The sequence below is a fragment of the Bacillus sp. TH22 genome, assembly GCF_016651015.1.
GTDB lineage: Bacteria > Bacillota > Bacilli > Bacillales > Bacillaceae_G > Bacillus_A > Bacillus_A mycoides.
In genome coordinates this window covers 3,985,122-4,003,053 of sequence record NZ_JAEKER010000001.1, presented here as the reverse complement: position 1 = coordinate 4,003,053, position 17,932 = coordinate 3,985,122, and the positions used below count along the sequence as shown (strand labels likewise).

The 17,932-nt window shown below is 34.3% G+C and carries 18 protein-coding genes and 1 other annotated feature (1 of these 19 running past the window's edge); of the genes, 3 read left to right on the top strand and 15 right to left on the bottom strand.

Features of this window, described 5'->3' with window-relative positions:
- Positions 1 to 12 precede the first annotated feature (12 nt).
- From JFU18_RS20405 to JFU18_RS20380, 6 genes are all read right to left on the bottom strand, one after another.
- A complete protein-coding gene (locus JFU18_RS20405; RefSeq protein WP_201031860.1) occupies positions 13 to 717 on the bottom strand; it encodes an ABC transporter permease in 705 nt (234 codons plus the stop codon).
- Between the two features lie 34 nt (positions 718 to 751).
- Complete coding sequence (locus JFU18_RS20400; RefSeq protein WP_201031861.1) at positions 752 to 913, bottom strand: hypothetical protein; 162 nt, start codon at positions 911 to 913, stop codon at positions 752 to 754.
- Positions 906 to 1,829 carry an ABC transporter ATP-binding protein gene (locus tag JFU18_RS20395; RefSeq protein ID WP_201031862.1) on the bottom strand — a complete coding sequence of 308 codons (924 nt, stop codon included), beginning with the start codon at positions 1,827 to 1,829 and terminating at the stop codon, positions 906 to 908. The genes JFU18_RS20400 and JFU18_RS20395 overlap by 8 nt, the downstream gene beginning before the upstream one ends.
- 240 nt (positions 1,830 to 2,069) lie before the next feature.
- Positions 2,070 to 3,368 carry a group II intron reverse transcriptase/maturase gene (gene ltrA, locus JFU18_RS20390; RefSeq protein WP_201034360.1) on the bottom strand — a complete coding sequence of 433 codons (1,299 nt, stop codon included), beginning with the start codon at positions 3,366 to 3,368 and terminating at the stop codon, positions 2,070 to 2,072.
- Between the two features lie 555 nt (positions 3,369 to 3,923).
- Positions 3,924 to 4,859 carry a HAMP domain-containing histidine kinase gene (locus JFU18_RS20385; RefSeq protein WP_201031863.1) on the bottom strand — a complete coding sequence of 312 codons (936 nt, stop codon included), beginning with the start codon at positions 4,857 to 4,859 and terminating at the stop codon, positions 3,924 to 3,926.
- Position 4,860: 1 nt separating this feature from the next.
- On the bottom strand, positions 4,861 to 5,553 hold the full coding sequence (locus JFU18_RS20380) for a response regulator transcription factor (protein ID WP_201031864.1): 693 nt from the start codon (positions 5,551 to 5,553) through the stop codon (positions 4,861 to 4,863).
- Positions 5,554 to 5,723: 170 nt separating this feature from the next.
- Here JFU18_RS20380 and JFU18_RS20375 point away from each other — a divergent pair, with 170 nt between their 5' ends.
- Complete coding sequence (locus JFU18_RS20375; RefSeq protein WP_002015431.1) at positions 5,724 to 5,897, top strand: hypothetical protein; 174 nt, start codon at positions 5,724 to 5,726, stop codon at positions 5,895 to 5,897.
- The gene (locus JFU18_RS20370) at positions 5,898 to 6,092 is read left to right on the top strand and encodes a YwbE family protein (protein ID WP_001014315.1); all 195 of its coding nucleotides are present in this window, start codon (positions 5,898 to 5,900) and stop codon (positions 6,090 to 6,092) included.
- A gap of 43 nt (positions 6,093 to 6,135) precedes the next feature.
- On the opposite strand, the gene JFU18_RS20365 is transcribed toward JFU18_RS20370, so the two are convergent.
- Positions 6,136 to 7,335 (bottom strand): class I SAM-dependent rRNA methyltransferase, encoded by a 1,200-nt coding sequence (locus JFU18_RS20365; protein ID WP_002067464.1) that lies wholly within the window; start codon positions 7,333 to 7,335, stop codon positions 6,136 to 6,138.
- 247 nt (positions 7,336 to 7,582) lie between these two features.
- Here JFU18_RS20365 and isdG point away from each other — a divergent pair, with 247 nt between their 5' ends.
- On the top strand, positions 7,583 to 7,906 hold the full coding sequence (gene isdG, locus JFU18_RS20360; RefSeq protein ID WP_002015426.1) for a heme oxygenase: 324 nt from the start codon (positions 7,583 to 7,585) through the stop codon (positions 7,904 to 7,906).
- A 69-nt stretch (positions 7,907 to 7,975) separates the two neighbouring features.
- Here isdG and srtB read toward each other — a convergent pair whose 3' ends face one another.
- The 8 genes from srtB to brnQ6 form a co-directional block, all read right to left on the bottom strand.
- Positions 7,976 to 8,740, bottom strand: a complete 765-nt coding sequence (gene srtB, locus JFU18_RS20355) for a class B sortase (protein WP_201034361.1) — start codon at positions 8,738 to 8,740, stop codon at positions 7,976 to 7,978.
- Positions 8,741 to 8,771: 31 nt separating this feature from the next.
- Positions 8,772 to 9,542, bottom strand: a complete 771-nt coding sequence (locus tag JFU18_RS20350) for an ABC transporter ATP-binding protein (protein WP_002088890.1) — start codon at positions 9,540 to 9,542, stop codon at positions 8,772 to 8,774.
- Positions 9,532 to 10,515: a FecCD family ABC transporter permease gene (locus tag JFU18_RS20345; protein WP_002034255.1), complete on the bottom strand. Its 984-nt coding sequence runs from the start codon at positions 10,513 to 10,515 to the stop codon at positions 9,532 to 9,534. Before JFU18_RS20345 ends, JFU18_RS20350 begins: the two co-directional genes overlap by 11 nt.
- A 27-nt stretch (positions 10,516 to 10,542) precedes the next feature.
- Positions 10,543 to 11,424: a heme ABC transporter substrate-binding protein IsdE gene (gene isdE / locus JFU18_RS20340; RefSeq protein WP_201031866.1), complete on the bottom strand. Its 882-nt coding sequence runs from the start codon at positions 11,422 to 11,424 to the stop codon at positions 10,543 to 10,545.
- A gap of 69 nt (positions 11,425 to 11,493) precedes the next feature.
- Entirely contained in the window at positions 11,494 to 14,694 is a 3,201-nt protein-coding gene (locus JFU18_RS20335; protein ID WP_201034362.1) for an NEAT domain-containing protein, read from the bottom strand.
- Positions 14,695 to 14,726: 32 nt separating this feature from the next.
- Positions 14,727 to 15,185, bottom strand: coding sequence for an NEAT domain-containing protein (locus tag JFU18_RS20330; protein WP_012261783.1), 459 nt, complete (start codon positions 15,183 to 15,185; stop codon positions 14,727 to 14,729).
- Between the two features lie 23 nt (positions 15,186 to 15,208).
- Entirely contained in the window at positions 15,209 to 15,931 is a 723-nt protein-coding gene (gene isdC, locus JFU18_RS20325; RefSeq protein ID WP_201034363.1) for a heme uptake protein IsdC, read from the bottom strand.
- 459 nt (positions 15,932 to 16,390) lie between these two features.
- The gene (gene brnQ6 / locus JFU18_RS20320; RefSeq protein ID WP_061673924.1) at positions 16,391 to 17,716 is read right to left on the bottom strand and encodes a branched-chain amino acid transport system II carrier protein BrnQ6; all 1,326 of its coding nucleotides are present in this window, start codon (positions 17,714 to 17,716) and stop codon (positions 16,391 to 16,393) included.
- Positions 17,717 to 17,829: 113 nt separating this feature from the next.
- Positions 17,830 to 17,932 (bottom strand) — a binding site (T-box leader) (it continues 148 nt past the right edge of the window).

The window sequence follows — 17,932 nt, the reverse complement described above, 5'->3', positions numbered from 1 at the left end:
TTTAAGCTTGCTTCACGCCACATCGATCTTGTCGATTTTACGATATGAAAAATAACTAATTAAAATCCCTAATAAGCAGAGCACAATTGGGATAAATATAAAATCAAACATACTTACTTGACCGTTTCCAGTACCAACGTTACCGTTAATTATCATCGCGATTATTACTGCAGAAGTAATCGTTGTCGGTGCCGATTTCTTTCTCATCCCAAAAAATAAAGGAATTAAACTTATACCAGATATCATAAATGCATTTATAAAAGCAGCCGGAACAGTAGCTATTATTTCGCCCATCGTAACAGGTGTTTCAAGTAGGCCCATCATTGGATTCATACAGAATAGAAGCAAACTAATAATGAAAGTAGCGATAATCGTGCTCACAAAGCAAAAACTAAAAACAATTGCTAATTTCGCTCCCATTACCACTTTTCTTTGCAGTGGGTACATAAACAATAATTGCATTGTTTTATTCTTGTACTCATCAATTACTAAACGTGATAAAATGACCGAACTAAAAATAATGAATGTTATCCTAATAATAAGATTTGCTAAAATCATATATTTTGTGAAGTCAGTGATTGCCGCGTCTCCTTCACCTTTCATTCCCAATGCCATAAGGCTCACCGCAGCAAAAATTGCTATAATACAAATGGCTACCCCTTTAAAGTAACTAGATAATTTATGTTTCTTCCATTCAAGTTTCATTAATTTAAACATATAAACCACGCCTCCATTACTGACATAACTACCTCTATGCTACTAACATTCTAATTCCAGCCGTAACTACGCTTACTATCCCTATCACTAGTGCAATTAACAACCATTTCCGCTCTGGTTTTCTATAATATAAAATCCCACTTATGAACATTACGATCAATCCACTTACTAGATTCACTAACAATCCATTAAGCATGAATGCCCTCTCCATCCATTACATTTAAGAAATACTCTTCTAAGGAACTATGTTTCTTATTAATACTTTCAATTTCCACATCGTTCATAATAAGTGCTTTTGAAATGGCTTGCTGAGATGCTGCCGTATCATACACACGAATCATATTTCCACTCATTATTTTGTAGTTTTTTATACCAAGTTTATCTTCTAAAATATAAGCTGCACACTTCACATCAGGAACAGTAATTTCAATATACTCTGTTTGTTTTCCGTTAATACTCTTCATTGAAACTTCTTTTATTAGTTTTCCGTTTTGAATCACACCAATTGTATCTGCCATTTGTTCCATCTCACCTAAAATGTGACTAGAAACTAATAACGTAATGCCATATTCTTTGCAAAGCATTTTAAATAAGTCTCGTAACTCTTTAATACCAATTGGATCTAAACCGTTAATTGGCTCATCTAAAATAAGTAGTTCTGGCTTTGTCATGATCGCCCTTGCAATACCAAGTCGTTGTTTCATTCCTAATGAAAAATCTTTTACTTTTTTATTATCTATACCGTGCAGTTTCACTAAATTTAAAGCATGATCAATTGCGTTTTTATCGTAATATCCCATATATTCACAATGTAATTCTAAGTTTTCCTTCGCCGTTAATTTATCATAAAAGATTGGATATTCAATAATTGTCCCCATTCTTTTTAATACTTCATAAGATGTGTCTGTTAACTTCTCACCGAAAATTTCAATATCACCGCTCGTCGGTTTTATTAAATTTGTAATCATTTTCATAATCGTTGTTTTACCCGCGCCGTTCGGTCCTAAAAAGCCGTAAATCTCTCCTTTTTTCACATGCATATTAACACTAGAAATAACTTCTTTCCCTTTAAACACTTTCGTTAACTGGTTCGTTTTTAATATATATGTCATGTCACTTTCCCCTTTCGCACTACTCTATATTTCTATAATAGACAACGGAAATCTCTTTTTTCTTACCCGTTCCTTACAAATTCCTTACGCGTAGAGTAGAAAACTGAAACAGATTAAATTTTCTTTAGGGATGGCTTTGCCATCCCTTTTCTGTTTCAGCTTCCCCTCATCAAACCGTACGTGAGGTTTTCCCTCATACGGCTTTCCGATGTTCTTCCTTCTTTGGCGTTCAGTTTTGTTCTATCCTCCTACTTTCACGAGTGTATATGTTGTTTTCTTCATCAAGTCCTTGATACGACCATGTTTCTTTCGAACATTTCTTTTCTTATTCCAAAAAAGGTTAAGTCGTTCTAGGACGTACCAGTCTATTTTACAGAGCCACCTCTGTCCAATTGAAGATAAGCTATAATAATTCTTGAATCCTTGCAGAATTCTATTTAAACCTTTCACCATCTCTTCCAATTGTAGATACAGTTTGTTCCTCGGCTCTGTGTATCTTTTAATGCGTTCCCGCATTTTCTTCATGGCTTTCTGGCTCGGAATATGTGCCATCACATGCACTTTCTTCCCGCCTTTCACATGTTTAGGGTATTTTCGGTGGTGAAATCCTAGAAAATCAAATCCCTCGTTTCCATCCCACGTATTCACTAGCTTCGACTTTTCTGTATGGATTGTAAGTTCTAACTTATTCATAATGGATTGTAGTATCCGAATACTCTCTAATGCTTGTTGTTTTGTTTGACATACGATGACAAAGTCATCCGCATATCGAATTAGTTCCCCCAAATGTTTACACTTCTTTTCCCAAATGGTATCCATATAGTTTAAATATATATTAGAAAGTAATGGAGATATCACGCCACCTTGTGGTGTACCTAATGTCGTTTCATGAAATTGCGCATGTTCCATGATTCCCGCTTTCAACCATTTTCTAATGAGTTTTAACACTCTTCGGTCACTGATTCTTCTTTCTACAAGCCTCATTAATTTGTCATGATTAATATTGTCAAAGTATCCTTGTATGTCTACATCTACAATCCAATGAGATGTTTTACTCGCTTTCCGTATCTTCGATATCGCTTGATGTGCGTTTCGTTTCGGGCGAAATCCATACGAACAGTCTTGAAAATCGGCTTCGAAGATAGGTTCTATCACCAATTTCGTTGCCATTTGTACAACCCTATCCTTGATCGTGGGAATTCCAAGCGGTCTTTGTTTTCCATCACCTTTTGGAATATACATTCTTCTTACAGCTTGTGGATGGTAGGATTTACTTTTCAATTCTATATATAATTCATTGAGAAAGTTTCGTTCTCCATATTGATACACGATTTCTTCAATCGTCTGTCCATCAATTCCACCGCTCCCTTGATTCCATTTTACCCTTCTCCATGCTTCAGCCAATATGTCAGGACGATATATTTTGTCATACAACGCGTGAAACCTACGACTTGAACTTTCTTTGGCACAAAGATATAAAGTCTTCCAAAGTTCTTGAGCTTTTACATCAGTGTAGTTAGCTAGTTTTCCAGCATTCACTCACTCTTACCTCCTTCCAACTTATGAACAAAGTAGAGGTCCTTCCCTACATAACGTTGTGTTGTCGTTATGATATTCAGTACTATGACCTCCTCCGACTCCCTCTTTACAGTCCACCATTTCGTATATGCTTATAGGTTTCCTCTCTCCTTTCTGAAAGAAAGGGCAAAGGAGGGTCTCCCCAGTTCCAGACACTACTTTCTCAACATACCGCCCTCCGTACCCCGAGGGATTCTTCGATGTCATATTTCCAAGTTCTTCACATCTTCCATGGTCTTCGCCCATATTCACCAGGCTCGACTTCCCTTTGTCCTATTGCTAGGTTGCTTTTAACGAGGCGGCAAGGTTCACTTTATGTTACGGTCTGTTGATTCGCTCGCACTTCTAGTAGAAGTTACTTTGTCACAGGGCTTCAACCTTAGGATTTCTCCACCAGCTGCCTGTCAGCTACTAGGCGACTTGGCTCTTACCTAGGCTGGACTTTCACCAGCAAGCAGTGCCCAGCTTAGCTGGGCACGCTGAAAAAAAAGCTTGTAGAATCTACTTCTCTACAAGCTAAAACAGCATCTTTGTTAATACAACTGTAAAAATTGTTTTTTCATACGGCTTACTAGAAAGATGTATTTCTCCGTCCATCGCTTCCACAAGCCTTTTCGTAATCGTTAACCCTAAACCGCTTCCTTGGTACAATCTATTTCTCGAATCTTCAAGTGTGTACATACGCTCAAACACTTTATCAATATGAGATTCATCAATTCCTTTTCCTGTATCCCATACGTCTATATACACACTCGTTTCATCATCTCTTAAAGTCATACCAAGTATCTTTCCATCGTCCCCATATGTAATCGCATTTGATATTAAATTATTCAATACTCTGCCTAATACTTCTACATTTCCAAGTGCATATATATTTCTTTCTGGTATATCAATATGGACATGAAAACCTTTCGTCGTCACTAAATCATAGAAAGATAAAATCTTCTCGCGGCAAACTTCATTCATATTTACTTTTGTCATCTCGATTGCCTTGTCACCAGATTCTAATTTTGCTAAATCAAAAAACTTATGAATCATCCCCATAACTTCCAGCGTTTTTACATGCACCTTTTCAAGTAATATTTGCTGTTCTTCCTCATTTATCGTTTTATCCTTATTTAACATTTCTGCATATCCAAGAATAACTGTTAGTGGCGTTTTTAAATCATGTGAAATATTTGAAAGCATTTTTCTCATCGAAATTTCCACTTTCGCATGATCTGCATTCGTTTTCTGTTTTGCATCTAATAAATGATTAATCGCCACTAATAACTTTTGCAATTCCAGATTATCTGTCATAACGAGTAACTTCTCACCTGTTTTTTCATTTACAATACCTTCTAATTTTTCATATGTGTACCGTAAATTATTGCTGCTAGTTTTTCTCATTTTATACTGTATGTAAATGACACATAACAATATAAAAATAATACCAATTAACAGATTGACCATATTACATCCCTTCCAACTTATAGCCGATGCCCCATAACGTTTTAATATATTCTGGATTAGATGGATCACTTTCAATTTTCTCACGTAATCTTCTCATATGAACATTTATAACGTTATCGTCACCGTAATACTCGTCATTCCAAACTAACGTATATATTTGCGCTTTCGTAAATACACGATTTTGATTCTTTACGAACAGTTTTAAAATCTCAAATTCTTTTAAAGTAAGTTTGAGCGACTTTCCGTTTTTTTCCACAGTGAAATTAATTGGATCGATTGTTAAATCACCAATCTGAATGGCCTCATCTTTCGATTCCACCGCTGAGTACTTTGTAGATCTTCGAATAGCAGCTTTTACACGTGCTGCCAATTCAATCATAGAAAATGGTTTACAAATGTAATCATCTGCTCCCAGGCCTAATCCAACCGCTTTATCAACATCCGTATCTTTTGCTGACATCATTAAAATCGGAACTGCACTTTTTTCTCGAATGATTCGCACAACCTCTAAGCCATCTAACTTTGGCATCATAATATCGAGGATAATCAAATCAAATGAACCTTTTAAAAATGCGTTAACTCCTTCTTCTCCATCAGATGCGATTGTAACTTGAAAACCTTCTTTTACTAAATATGTTTCAACCATCTCTTGAATTGAGATATCATCTTCAACTAATAAAATATGATGTGACATATTTCTATCCCCTTTTTTAACAAACATTAACAATTTAATTGTATCGTAACGAATGAATGCTGGAAAGAATTATATGAATTTTCAAACCAACTTCCCTTCCTTCCTTAACAATGATATGATGAAATTCACTACGATTGTTCATAATTAACTTTATATAAAGGAGACTTATCATGTCAGAAAACAAAAAAGTAAGCTTAGCTGATTTAATGCGCGAACAACTTGCGAAGAAAAAGCAAGGAAATGGAAACGGCTCAAATAATGGAAGTCAAAGTCAAGAAACGAAAAAATTACAAAACCAACAAACGAAGAAAACAAACAACCAACGTAGACGTACAGGTGTATAAATGAACGGGCAAAAACGATCTAACATTTCATCAGGTCTTGAAGTTGATATTGTATTAAAACAAGATCAACGTACAGGTAAGCTAACAAGAGGAATTGTAAAAGATATTTTAACGAACTCACCTTCACATCCGCACGGCATTAAAGTAAGATTGCAAGACGGACAGGTTGGCAGAGTACAAAATATTATTCAATAAGAAAAGGAGCTCATTTAAACTTGAGCTCCTTTTCTTATTTTCATTAACCTTTAATTTTTTCGATGAAAACTACTTTTAAATAGTCTCCCTCTTTAAATTGATCAATTGTACGGAAATCTTCCGGCAAAGAATGTTCTTCTAATATTTTATATTTACCGTTCATTTCTTTAAATGCTGTATCGATAAAGCCATTAAACTTTTTCATATCGAATGCGCTACAATTTGTAGAAGCAACGATAATACCGTTATTTTCTGTAATGGCAATTGTTTCTTTTAATAAGTTTTTATAATCTTTCGCCGCACTGAACGTATATTTTTTCGAGCGTGCAAAGCTTGGGGGATCAAGTACAACCATATCAAATTTCATCTTTTTCTTAGCTGCATATTTGAAATACAGAAATACATCTTCTACAATAATATCTTGTGCTTCATAATCAATTTCATTTACACTAAACTGCTCAATCGTTTTACTTAAACTACGATTTGCAAGGTCCACACTTGTTGTTTTACTTGCACCGCCAAGCGCTGCAAATACAGAGAAAGCCCCAGTATAAGAGAACATATTTAAAACCGTTCTTCCTTTTGCATATTTATCACGAATTTGTTTTCGAACGTTACGCTGATCTAAAAACACACCAACCATCGCCCCGTCATTTAAATATACAGCAAAGTTTACACCGTTCTCTTTTACGATAAGTGGGAACTCACCGCGCTCTCCTGCGACGAAATCATCACCTTCAATGTATTTCCCTTTCGTATCAAAACGCTTTTTCTCATAAATCCCTTTGAAATTTGCTACTTTTTGAAGTGCTGCTATAATCTCATCGCGGAAAGTATAAACCCCTTCACTATACCAACTTATTACGTAATAGCCGTCATAATAATCGATGATTAAACCACCAAGGCCATCGCCCTCACCATTCAGGGCACGAAATGCTGTTGTATCATTTGATTTATAAAAATCTTTTCGTTTATGTAAAGCAGATTTGATTTTACTTTCAAAGAAAGGTTGATTAATTTGCTCTTTCTCTTTTCTCGTTAAAATCCATCCATATCCTTTATTTTGTTTTCCATAATAGCCTTTTCCGATGAATTGGTTCTTCTCATCTACTACGTTGATGATTGTTCCTTCTTCACGTACATCATTTAAATTTTGAATAGCATCTTTTAAAATAAGTGGATATCCACTTTTAATTTCTTTTATAAACTTCGGTTTTATTTTTATAGTTACTTCAGATCGCATGTAATGTCTTCCTTTCCATTTGAATGCTTTCTAATTAGTAGGAAGCAATGTAAAAAACGAGGCTGAAAAAAGCCTCGTTTCACTATACCATATTATTGCTTTGCTAGTACAACTAGCTCATCCTCTCACATAACCGAAAAAAAATTATATATTTCATTATTACTATTGACAATGATAATGATTTTCATTATCATTTAATGTATATGAGTTCTTGAAAATAAAGGCTACATTTATAGGAGGAATAAACATGATTATTGTTACAAATACAACTAAAATTACAAAGGGAAATGGCCATAAATTAATTGAGCGTTTTAATAAAGTGGGTAAAGTCGAAACAATGTCAGGATTTTTAGGATTAGAAGTTCTTTTAACGCAAAATACAGTTGATTATGATGAAGTAACAATTAGCACTCGCTGGAATGCAAAAGAAGATTTCCAAGGTTGGACAAAGAGCTCAGCATTTAAAGATGCTCACTCACATCAAGGCGGGATGCCAGACTATATTCTTGATAATAAAATTGCTTACTATGATGTAAAAGTTGTACGTATGCCAATGGCTGCAGCACAGTAAGCATATTTCTTTTTTAAAGTATAGAATATGAAGAGTGTTACCACTTCTCATATTCTATACTTTTTTTATTTAATGTCTTTTTACTAGTTTCGCATGTACTACTAATCTTCCCGCTTCTGGATCAAGTGCATAGTCACACGTCGAGAGTGTTACGATTTGATCACTTTCTGTCACTTTTGTATCCGTTTTGTACAGCGATTTTTCTTGAATTTTCTCCAAAAATGATGTGTATTCCGTATCACTACTAAAATCCGTTTCAATGTAATAAAAATCAGTTGTTGTTGTATACACCGAAAACACTTCAAGATCATATCCTTCAAATAATGTATCGTAATATAATTTACGATGCGATATGAAGAAATCTTCATCCAACATTTTCTTTAAACTTCCAAACATAGAACCATCTTTCATACGGTGACCATATAAAATAGTATTTCGATTTTGAGATTTCACATCATTACGATAGTCCATAAAAATGCTTCCTGCTCTCATATCTTCACCTTTATAATTTCGAAATAAATAGTAATCATTGTCTTTTGCTTGAACGATTGGATAATTAATTTGTGTATCATCCATCGTAATCCATCCAACTATTTCTTGGTTAATTTGCTGCAGAACTTTGAACTGTTTACGTACTTCCCCGTCTTGTGATTGCTCTTCCATCGGACTTTTTTCATAAATGTTTTGTGCTTCGGCCATTACTTTACGATTTTCATAGTAATCCATGAAAATATCACCTAATTCATATACTGAATAGAAAAAGGTACCTAAAAAAACAACTGTAAGTATTCGTTGAAAAAAAGAATTCTTCTTCCTTTCTTTTTTGCTACTCAAATTATCACCTCAAAACGGATTGTTCCCATGTTTAAATACCCATTGGGACCATATACAATCCTGTATCTTCATCTTGCTTTACAACGACATCTACACCGTATATCGTCTTTATCATACTTTCTGTCACAACATCATTCGGCTTGCCTTTTGTAACAATTTCGCCGTCTTTCATAACAATGATATGATCACTATAGCGAATCGCCTGATTAATATCGTGTAATACCATAACGATTGTCAATCCTTGTGCTTCATTTAATTCTTTTACTAACTCTAATATTTCAAGTTGATAATAAATATCTAAATATGTTGTCGGTTCATCTAAAAAGAGCATTGGCGTCTTCTGAGCTAACGTCATGGCAATCCAAACACGCTGTCTTTCTCCACCAGATAAAGCATGAATTTCCTTATCACGTTTACTTAGCAAATTCGTACATGCTAAAGCCCTTTCTATTGCTTCTCTATCTTCATCAGTTTGCGAAGAAAATATATTTTTATGAGGCATACGGCCAAAGCTTGTTAATTTCTCTACCGTCATATCTGCCGGTGCTTCATTTTGTTGATGGACAACGGCTAACTTTCTAGCAAACTCTTTCGGTTTATATTGGCTAATTGCCTTCCCATCAAGTATTACCTCTCCACTACGAGGATCGTGATTTCTTGACATCACACCAAGTAATGTTGATTTCCCGCAACCGTTTGGTCCAATAATTGTTGTAATTTTACCAATCTCTATTTCACTACTAACCGACTTTAATCGATCCGTTACATTATCGTACGAAAAGGTTACATTTTTAATTTCCATGAACTTTATCACTCTTTCTAAGCAAGAATATTAAGAATGGGCCACCAATAACTGCCATAATCGTCGCTGCTGGAATTTCGTTAGGTGGCACAATTAACCTTCCAATCGTATCCGCCGTCAAAATTAATAACGCCCCTGCAAGAGCAGAAAATGGAATTAATGCTTTATGGTCTGAACCAACTAGTTGTCTTGAAATGTGCGGAACGAGTAATCCTACGAAAGCGATAACACCTGCAATTGCTGTTGATACTGCCGCTAAGAGTACTGCAATGGCAGAAATAATAAGACGAACTCTCGTCACGTGCAAGCCTAAGTTTTTTGCAGTCTTATCTTGTAGAGATAATAAGTTACACCAAGCTCCGACAAACAGTGCAAGAATAAGACCAATTGTTCCATAAGTAACCATTATTTCTACATCGCCCCACGTCTTCATCGTTATATTAGAAGTCGTCGTTTGCTTAATACTCTTAATGAAGTATCCACAAATCGTAATGAACGATTCATTTAATCCAGTGAACATCGCATTAATGGCAATACCAATTAAAATAATGCGAAGCGGACTTAATCCTGATTTCCATGAAAACGAATAAACGAGATAACACGCAAACGCACCACCTAGAAAGGCGAATACCGGCGTCCAGAAAAAGAATTGCGGGAATAGCGTAATAATAACAAGTGTCATAAAACTTGCTCCTGAAGATATCCCGATTACCCCAGCATCAGCAAGTGGATTTTTCATGACAGCTTGGAAGAGCACGCCCGAAACAGCAAGAGCTGCTCCAGTAAATAGTGCAATAATAATACGTGGGAAACGTAAATCTTTAATCACTTCAACATCTTCATTTGCCCCTGTAAATATTCCTTGTACAAGGTCAATAATACCTACTTCTAAACTACCTTTCGTCGCTGACAACAAAGTCATAATGATGAGTAATACAGTAACAATAAAGAAACTCCAAAATTTTTTATTCATGCTAATCTTCCTTTATATTAAAATGCATCACGGATACATCATTTTTTTCAATTCATCTAGTGCTTCAGTCGCTGCTAAATTTCCTGTCGTTCCAAATAAACGCTCTTCTAAATCGTAAACACGATTATTTTTAACTGCAGCGAAGTGTTTCCAAATATCATTTGTTTTAAATTCTTTATCAAACATTTTTACAACTTCATCAGGCATACCATGTGCCGCTCGTAAAATAATGTCTGGATCAGCTTTTTTTAAATACTCTGTATTAGAAGCTAAATACTCTACTTGTTCACCTTGTACAATGTTTTTACCACCTAATTGTTTCACTAAATCTCCAATATAAGAATGCTCTGTTGCTACTAAATAACTCCCCGGTACACCTAATAAAATAAGCACTGTCGGTTCTTTCTTTCCCTTTACTGCTTTTTGAATCTCTGCAACCTTGTTATCTAACTTAGTTACAACTGCTTCAGCCTGCTTTTCACGTCCATATTGCTTACCTAAATTACTAATGGAATTTTGCATATTTTTTAAACTTGTTAGATCTAAAAAGTTTGCTTTCATACCTACACCATCAAAAACTGGCTTTAATTCATATTCAAGTGTTGTCACGGATAATACTTCTGACGGCTTTAATGATTTTACCTTTTCCATATCAGGACTCATCGGATTCCCAACTTCAGATAAACCTTTATATCTCTTTGGTAAATCTTTAGTACTTGTTGGTACACCAATTAAATCTACTTCTAACGCATCCATAATTTCAGTAACAGCAACTGTCGTTGCAACAATTCTCTCTTTACCCTCACTCTTTACCTGTTTTGCTGCTTCTTTTTTGGGCGCCGAGCATCCAGCTACACTCACTAATAGAATGATAGCCATTAGTACACTAGCAATTTTCTTCACTCTCAATCACCACTCCTTTCCAAACAATATGAAACAAGTCTTGATGCATGCGAACATGCATCAAGACTCCAAAAATTACAATCTTCCTGCTCTATATTTACGAACTAGTAAAGCAAGTGACCCAAGCAATAGCACCATGTATAAACCTAGTTGTGCTGTATCTGCCGTTTTTGAGTTTTTCTCTTTTTTTGGATCATTTTTTTGATCTTCTTTTTTCTTCTTATCATCTGCATTTCGGTTAAAATCAGGATTATCTACTTTTTTTACATTATCTACTTTCGGTGTAATCACTGGATTGTTCGGATCATTTTTCGGATCTTTTTTTGGATCCTCTTTAATTGTTCCTAACGCACCAATATTATTTGTATCAAATTGAATTTGGACATCGTAGAAATGATGGTAGTTCATCTCATCAATGTCTACTTTCACTTTTGCATTTAATTTTTTAAATAAATCTTCTACTTCAAATTGTACTACTCGCGTATTTGCATTTTTATCTTCACTTACTACTTTTGCATCAGCAAAAAGACTATTGTTTTCTGTTTGGAATTTCGTAATCCACGCACTATTTTTCAGCGTCATCTCAATGTACTTTTTACCATCTTTAACGATTAATTTTGCTGGATTTACAGTATAGTCATGCATCTTTGAAAGTTCTTCTGTTTTGTTTTTTAACACTTTAAATGTAATATCATATTGACCATCTACTAAATTTTTCGGATCAACTATTACTTTCGGTGTATTATTTCCACCTTGATTGTCATTTCCGCCTTGGTCATCGTTTCCGCCTTGGTTATCGTTTCCACCTTGGTTGTCGTTTCCGCCTTGGTTATCGTTTCCACCTTGGTTATCGTTTCCACCTTGGTTCCCTAAAGCTTTGATACTATCTTGATCAAATACAAATTGAACATCGTAGAAATGGTGATAATTCATTGAATCAATATCTACTTTTACTTTTGCATTTAATTTTTTAGACAAATCATTTACTTCTACTTCTACTACTCTTGTATTTTGCTCTTTATTTTCACTTAATACTTTTGCATTAACGAACGAGCCATTCTTCTCAAAATCAAACTTTGTAATCCATGTACTATTTGTTAATGTAAACGATACATATTTCTTACCATCTTTTACTTTCAATACACCTGGGCTTTTTGTGTATGTATTCATCATTGATATTTCATCTGTTTGATCTTTTAATACTTTAAAGCCAATGCTGTATTCACCGTCTTTAAGAGCGTTTGGATCAATTGTTGTATTATTGCCTTGGTTGTTGTTTCCACCTTGGTTGTCGTTTCCGCCTTGGTTGTTGTTTCCACCTTGGTTATCATTTCCGCCTTGGTTGTCGTTTCCGCCTTGGTTGTTATTTCCACCTTGGTTGTCGTTTCCGCCTTGGTTATCGTTTCCGCCTTGGTTATCGTTTCCGCCTTGGTTATCTAACGGTTTAATGCTATCTTTATCAAATGCAAATTGAATATCATAGAAATGATGATAATTCATTGAATCGATATCGACTTTTACTTTTGCGTTCAATTTTTTCGATAAATCTGCTACTTCCACTTCCACTACACGCGTATCAGCTTTCGTATCTTCACTCAATACACTCGCATCAACAAACGAACCATTTTTATCAAATTCAAACTTTGTAATCCAAGCGCTATTCGTTAATGTGAATGATACATATTTTTTACCATCTTTCACTTTTAACACGCCTGGACTCTTTGTATACGTGTTCATCATTGAAATTTCTTCTGTTTGATCTTTTAAAGCTTTGAAATTGATACTGTATTCACCATCTTTAATTGTTTCAGCATCTGGATTTTTGTTTCCATCTGGTTTTTCTACTTCCGGTTTCTCTACTTCTGGTTTCTCTACTTCTGGTTTTTCTACTTCTGGTTTCTCTTCATTTTTAATTTGTTCAAGCTTATCTTGTTCAAATAAAAGTTGCACATCATGTGTTTGCTTATAGTTTCTTGATGCCATTTCGATAAATACTTTTGTATTCAGTTTTTTAGATAAGTCGTTTACTTCAAACTCTACTACTCTTGTATCTTTTTCTTTATCTTCACTCACTACTTTTGCATCAACAAACGCACCATCTTTTTCCGTTTGGAAATTTTTAATTAATGAGCTACTTTTTAGTGTTACAATTGCTTTTTTCTTACCATTTTCTACTTTTAATACCCCTGGATTTACCATGTAAGTATTCATCTTAGATTCTTCATCTGTTTGATCTTTTAACACTTTAAACGGAACGCTGTACTCTCCATCTTTAATTGTTTCAGTATCTGGTTTTTCTACTTCCGGTTGTTTCTCTTCATTTTTAATTTGTTCAAGTTTATCTTGTTCAAATAAAAGTTGTACATTATGTGTTTGCTTGTAACCTTGTGATGCCACTTCAATAAATACTTTTGTATTTAGTTTTTTAGATAAATCGTCTACTTCAAATTCTACTACTCTTGTATCTTTTTCTTTATCTTCACTCACTACTTTTGCATCAGCAAATGCGCCATCTTTTTCCGTTTGGAAATTTTTAATTAATGAGCTATTTTTTAACGTTACAATTGCTTTTTTCTTACCGTTTTCTACTTTTAATACCCCTGGATTTACCATGTAAGTATTCATCTTAGATTCTTCATCTGTTTGATCTTTTAACACTTTAAATGGAATGCTGTACTCTCCATCTTTAATTGTGTTAGAATTTGGTTGTTGATCTGGGTCAGGCTTTTGGTCGGGCTTCTGACTCGGATCCGGATTTTCATTTGGATCTGGCTTATTAGCTGGGTCCTCTTTTTCATTTGGTTGTTCTACATGAATCGGTGTAATACTATTTTGATCAAATGCAATACGCACATCATAGTCATGATGATAATTTAAAAAATCAATGTCTACTTTTACTTTCGCATTTAATACCTTCTCTACATCGTCCACATCAAATTCTACGACTCTTGTATCTTTTTCTTGATCTTCACTAATTACATTTGTCGCAACAAACTGACCACTTTTTTCCGTTTCAAACTTTGTAATCCATGAACTATGTTCTAACGTAAAGGATACTTTCTTTTTCCCATTCTTCACTTTTAAAGTTCCTGGACTTACAGAGTATTGATTCATCATAGATTCTTCATCTGATGTGTCTTTAAGAACTTTGAAACCGATTGAATATTCACCGTCAGCTAGTTGACTAGCAGCTTGAACTGCAAGAGGTTGTAGCGTTGATACGAATGTGAAAATCGTTAGAAACATTGCAACAACAATTTTAAAATACCTGTTCAATAGAATGACTCTCCTTTTCAAAAAATTCCCAATTATTTAATGCTGTTCCCATCAAATACAAAACGAATATCATATGAAGCGTTATAATTAATAATTGGGATATTAATTTTCACCTTGCCATTTAGTTTTTTTGACAAGTCAGCAACTTCAAATTCTACAACTCTAGTATTCTCTTTTGTATTTTCACTTAACACAGTAGCTTCTACGAATTGACCATTTTTTTCTACTTGTAAACTTTTAATAGAAGTACTATCTTTCACTTTGAATGAAACATATTGTTTTCCATCTTTAACTGTTAATGTTGCCGGACTTTCAAAATAACTATTCATTCTAGATGATTCATCTTTATCGCCTTTCCATACAGTAAAAGCAATATTATATTTTCCATCAGCTAATTTTGTAGCAGCCTTTGTATCTTGTGAACCTAGTGTTGCTATAAACGTAAATAAAACAGCAAATACGGCAATAATCATTTTAAATTGTTTAAACATATATTCATCACCCTTCAAAAGATTTATTTACTTAACTTCACTTTACGAATTAAGAAAACACCTGAAATAAGAATTAACGCTGCAAATAATCCGATGCGTGCTTCATCGCCTGTTTTTGGGTTATCTGTTTTTTCAGCTTTCCCACTTTCATTTGTTCCTTTATTTACATCTTTGTTTGTTTCTTTGTTTGTTTCTTTGCTCTCTTCTTTCTTCACTTCTTCTTTTACTTGTGTATTTTTTTGAGTTTGATCTTCATTTTTTATTGCAGCAGTTGTCTTATTCTCTCCACCTACTGCTTTTACATTTGCATCAAACGCAAAGCGAATTGTGTAGTTATGGTCATAATTTACGTTCGGTACAACAACATGAATTTTTACAGCTGCTGGTTTAGATAAGTCGTCTATTTTAAACTCTACAGTTCTTTTATCTGCAGATTCATCTTTACTAACAACTTTTGCATCAACAAAGTTCCCGTTCTCTGGTGCTTTAAATTCTGTAATCCAAGCACTATGATTCATAGGAATTTGTACTCTCATCTCACCATTTTTTACAATTAACTTAGCTGGTTTTTCAAAATAATCATTTGCCATTGAAGCTGAATCATTTTCTGCTTTTTGTATGACATAGTTAATATCGTAAGTACCGTCAGCTACATTTGCCGAAGCTTGTCCGAATGGCACTACGAGAAAAGCTAGCATACATACGAATGTCATAATAAAAGCGGGTAATACCGAAAACTTTCTCATTTACCTTACTGCCTCCTTGTTTTTCTTTTTTTGAAAATGATAATTATTCTCAATATATAAGAAAAAAATAATCTTTCTATCTCTATTTTATAACGAGTAACACTATGTAGTTAGAAATATATTGATTATCATTCTCATTGATAGACAAAAAAATAATCCCACCAATTTTTCCTATAAGAATAAACATAAAACTCTTTCATCATTTTATTGATTATCATTCTCAACGAATTTCAAAAAAATAAACCGCCTAATTCTATCGTTCTATCACCTCTTCTTACAAAAATGATATAGTCATAGAAAACCTCTTCCCTTTCAATATTTCCACAACTAAGTCAATCTTAGCCTACTGGTAATTTTTTTGTCAACTATATTACGTATAAAATTTTTAATATCTGAATTCTTCTATATATAATTTTTCTACAAAAAAAGAGGCTTTCTTTTAAAGAAAGCCTCTTTCCCTTATTTTTCTACAGCAATTTCTTGCTTTTGAAATAAAGAAACTACATATCCAATTGCAATTCCAATGATACCCGGAACTAGCCAACCAATCCCTACACTATATAATGGAATTTTATCTAAAATAGGAGCAAGGGCCGCTACTTGAAGATTTGCATTATGCAATCCATCAAAGAAGCTAATTGCAAATGCGCCTACAATACCGCCTACATACATAGCTAATGGAAGACGAATATAGTTTTCAACAAGTGATAATACGATCAGTACGATACCAATTGGGTAAATTGCAATTAAAATCGGCAATGCTAATGCGTTTAACTGAGTTAAACCAAGATTTGCTACCATAAATGCTAATACAGAGAAAATAAAAATGACTTTTTGATAAGAAAGCTTTGGTAATAACGAAGAAAAATATTCTCCACAAGCTGCTACAATACCGACAGAAGTTGTTAAGCATGCTGCTGTAATTGCGATACCTAATAATAATGTTCCGTAGCTACCAAATAAATGATTCACGACGTTTGTTAAAATAATTCCGCCGTTTGCTCCCATTCCAAGTGAAACACTTGAAGCTCCAAGGTAAGCAAGTGCTAAATAAACAAGAAGTAAGCCAAGTGCTGCAATAAATCCTGCAAAGATTGTTACTTTCGCAATACTGTTCTTATTTGTAATGCCTTTTGCTTTTAAAGCATTGATCACAACATTTCCGAAAACAAGTGCTGCAAGTCCATCTAAAGTTAAATATCCATCAATAAAACCTTTAAAGAGCGGGGCACTATACGCTTCTGTAGGGGCACCAAACTCTCCCATTGGAGTCATAATTGCTTTCGCTACAATAATTGCAATAACAGCTAATAAAATTGGAGTTAACACTTTACCAATGCGCCCCACTAATTTCGATGGGTTTAATGCTAAATAGAAAGTTACCGCAAAGAAAATAAATGTAAAGATGACAAGTGGATAAGCCTGACTAGCTACCTCACTTGGTAAAAATGGTGCAATGCTCATTTCATAAGCAACAGTCCCTGTACGTGGCACACTAACAAATACGCCTAAACATAAATAAATTGCAGTAATGAAAATTAGCGCGAATACAGGATGTACACGTCTTGCTAATTCATTAATATCTCCCTTTAGTGCTATAACAATAACTCCTAATAAAGGCAGTCCTACACCTGTTACGATAAAGCCAAATAACGCGATCCATACATCTGTTCCAGCACCTTGCCCTAACGCTGGTGGAAAAATCATATTACCGGCACCGAAAAACAGTGCAAATAACATTAAGCTTATTGCAAACATCTCAGAAAACTTTAAAGATGACTTCATTTCTACTACCTCCTAATTATTTTATTGACAAAATATTCTGAATTAAAATCCGTCACATATCCTCTTTCAAGCATACTTCCCCGTAAAAGAACGCAAAAAACACCCGTCCCTAACAAAGGGACGAGTGTTGAAATCGTGGTTCCACCCTTATTCTAATAAAATGAATTTATAACGAAATAAGCTCATTTTATAGCTCGTGTAAATTGATAACGGTTT

What these genes read in the sequence shown, in the direction of transcription:
- JFU18_RS20395 (WP_201031862.1), bottom strand. Translation starts at nt 1,829, where the DNA reads ATGACATATATATTAAAAACGAACCAGTTAACGAAAGTGTTTAAAGGG.
- JFU18_RS20370 (WP_001014315.1), top strand. Translation starts at nt 5,898, where the DNA reads ATGAACGGGCAAAAACGATCTAACATTTCATCAGGTCTTGAAGTTGAT.
- JFU18_RS20365 (WP_002067464.1), bottom strand. Translation starts at nt 7,335, where the DNA reads ATGCGATCTGAAGTAACTATAAAAATAAAACCGAAGTTTATAAAAGAA.
- JFU18_RS20330 (WP_012261783.1), bottom strand. Translation starts at nt 15,185, where the DNA reads ATGTTTAAACAATTTAAAATGATTATTGCCGTATTTGCTGTTTTATTT.
- JFU18_RS20345 (WP_002034255.1), bottom strand. Translation starts at nt 10,515, where the DNA reads ATGAATAAAAAATTTTGGAGTTTCTTTATTGTTACTGTATTACTCATC.
- isdG (WP_002015426.1), top strand. Translation starts at nt 7,583, where the DNA reads ATGATTATTGTTACAAATACAACTAAAATTACAAAGGGAAATGGCCAT.
- JFU18_RS20350 (WP_002088890.1), bottom strand. Translation starts at nt 9,542, where the DNA reads ATGGAAATTAAAAATGTAACCTTTTCGTACGATAATGTAACGGATCGA.
- JFU18_RS20380 (WP_201031864.1), bottom strand. Translation starts at nt 5,553, where the DNA reads ATGTCACATCATATTTTATTAGTTGAAGATGATATCTCAATTCAAGAG.
- JFU18_RS20375 (WP_002015431.1), top strand. Translation starts at nt 5,724, where the DNA reads ATGTCAGAAAACAAAAAAGTAAGCTTAGCTGATTTAATGCGCGAACAA.
- isdC (WP_201034363.1), bottom strand. Translation starts at nt 15,931, where the DNA reads ATGAGAAAGTTTTCGGTATTACCCGCTTTTATTATGACATTCGTATGT.
- JFU18_RS20405 (WP_201031860.1), bottom strand. Translation starts at nt 717, where the DNA reads ATGTTTAAATTAATGAAACTTGAATGGAAGAAACATAAATTATCTAGT.
- JFU18_RS20400 (WP_201031861.1), bottom strand. Translation starts at nt 913, where the DNA reads ATGCTTAATGGATTGTTAGTGAATCTAGTAAGTGGATTGATCGTAATG.
- JFU18_RS20385 (WP_201031863.1), bottom strand. Translation starts at nt 4,859, where the DNA reads ATGGTCAATCTGTTAATTGGTATTATTTTTATATTGTTATGTGTCATT.
- brnQ6 (WP_061673924.1), bottom strand. Translation starts at nt 17,716, where the DNA reads ATGAAGTCATCTTTAAAGTTTTCTGAGATGTTTGCAATAAGCTTAATG.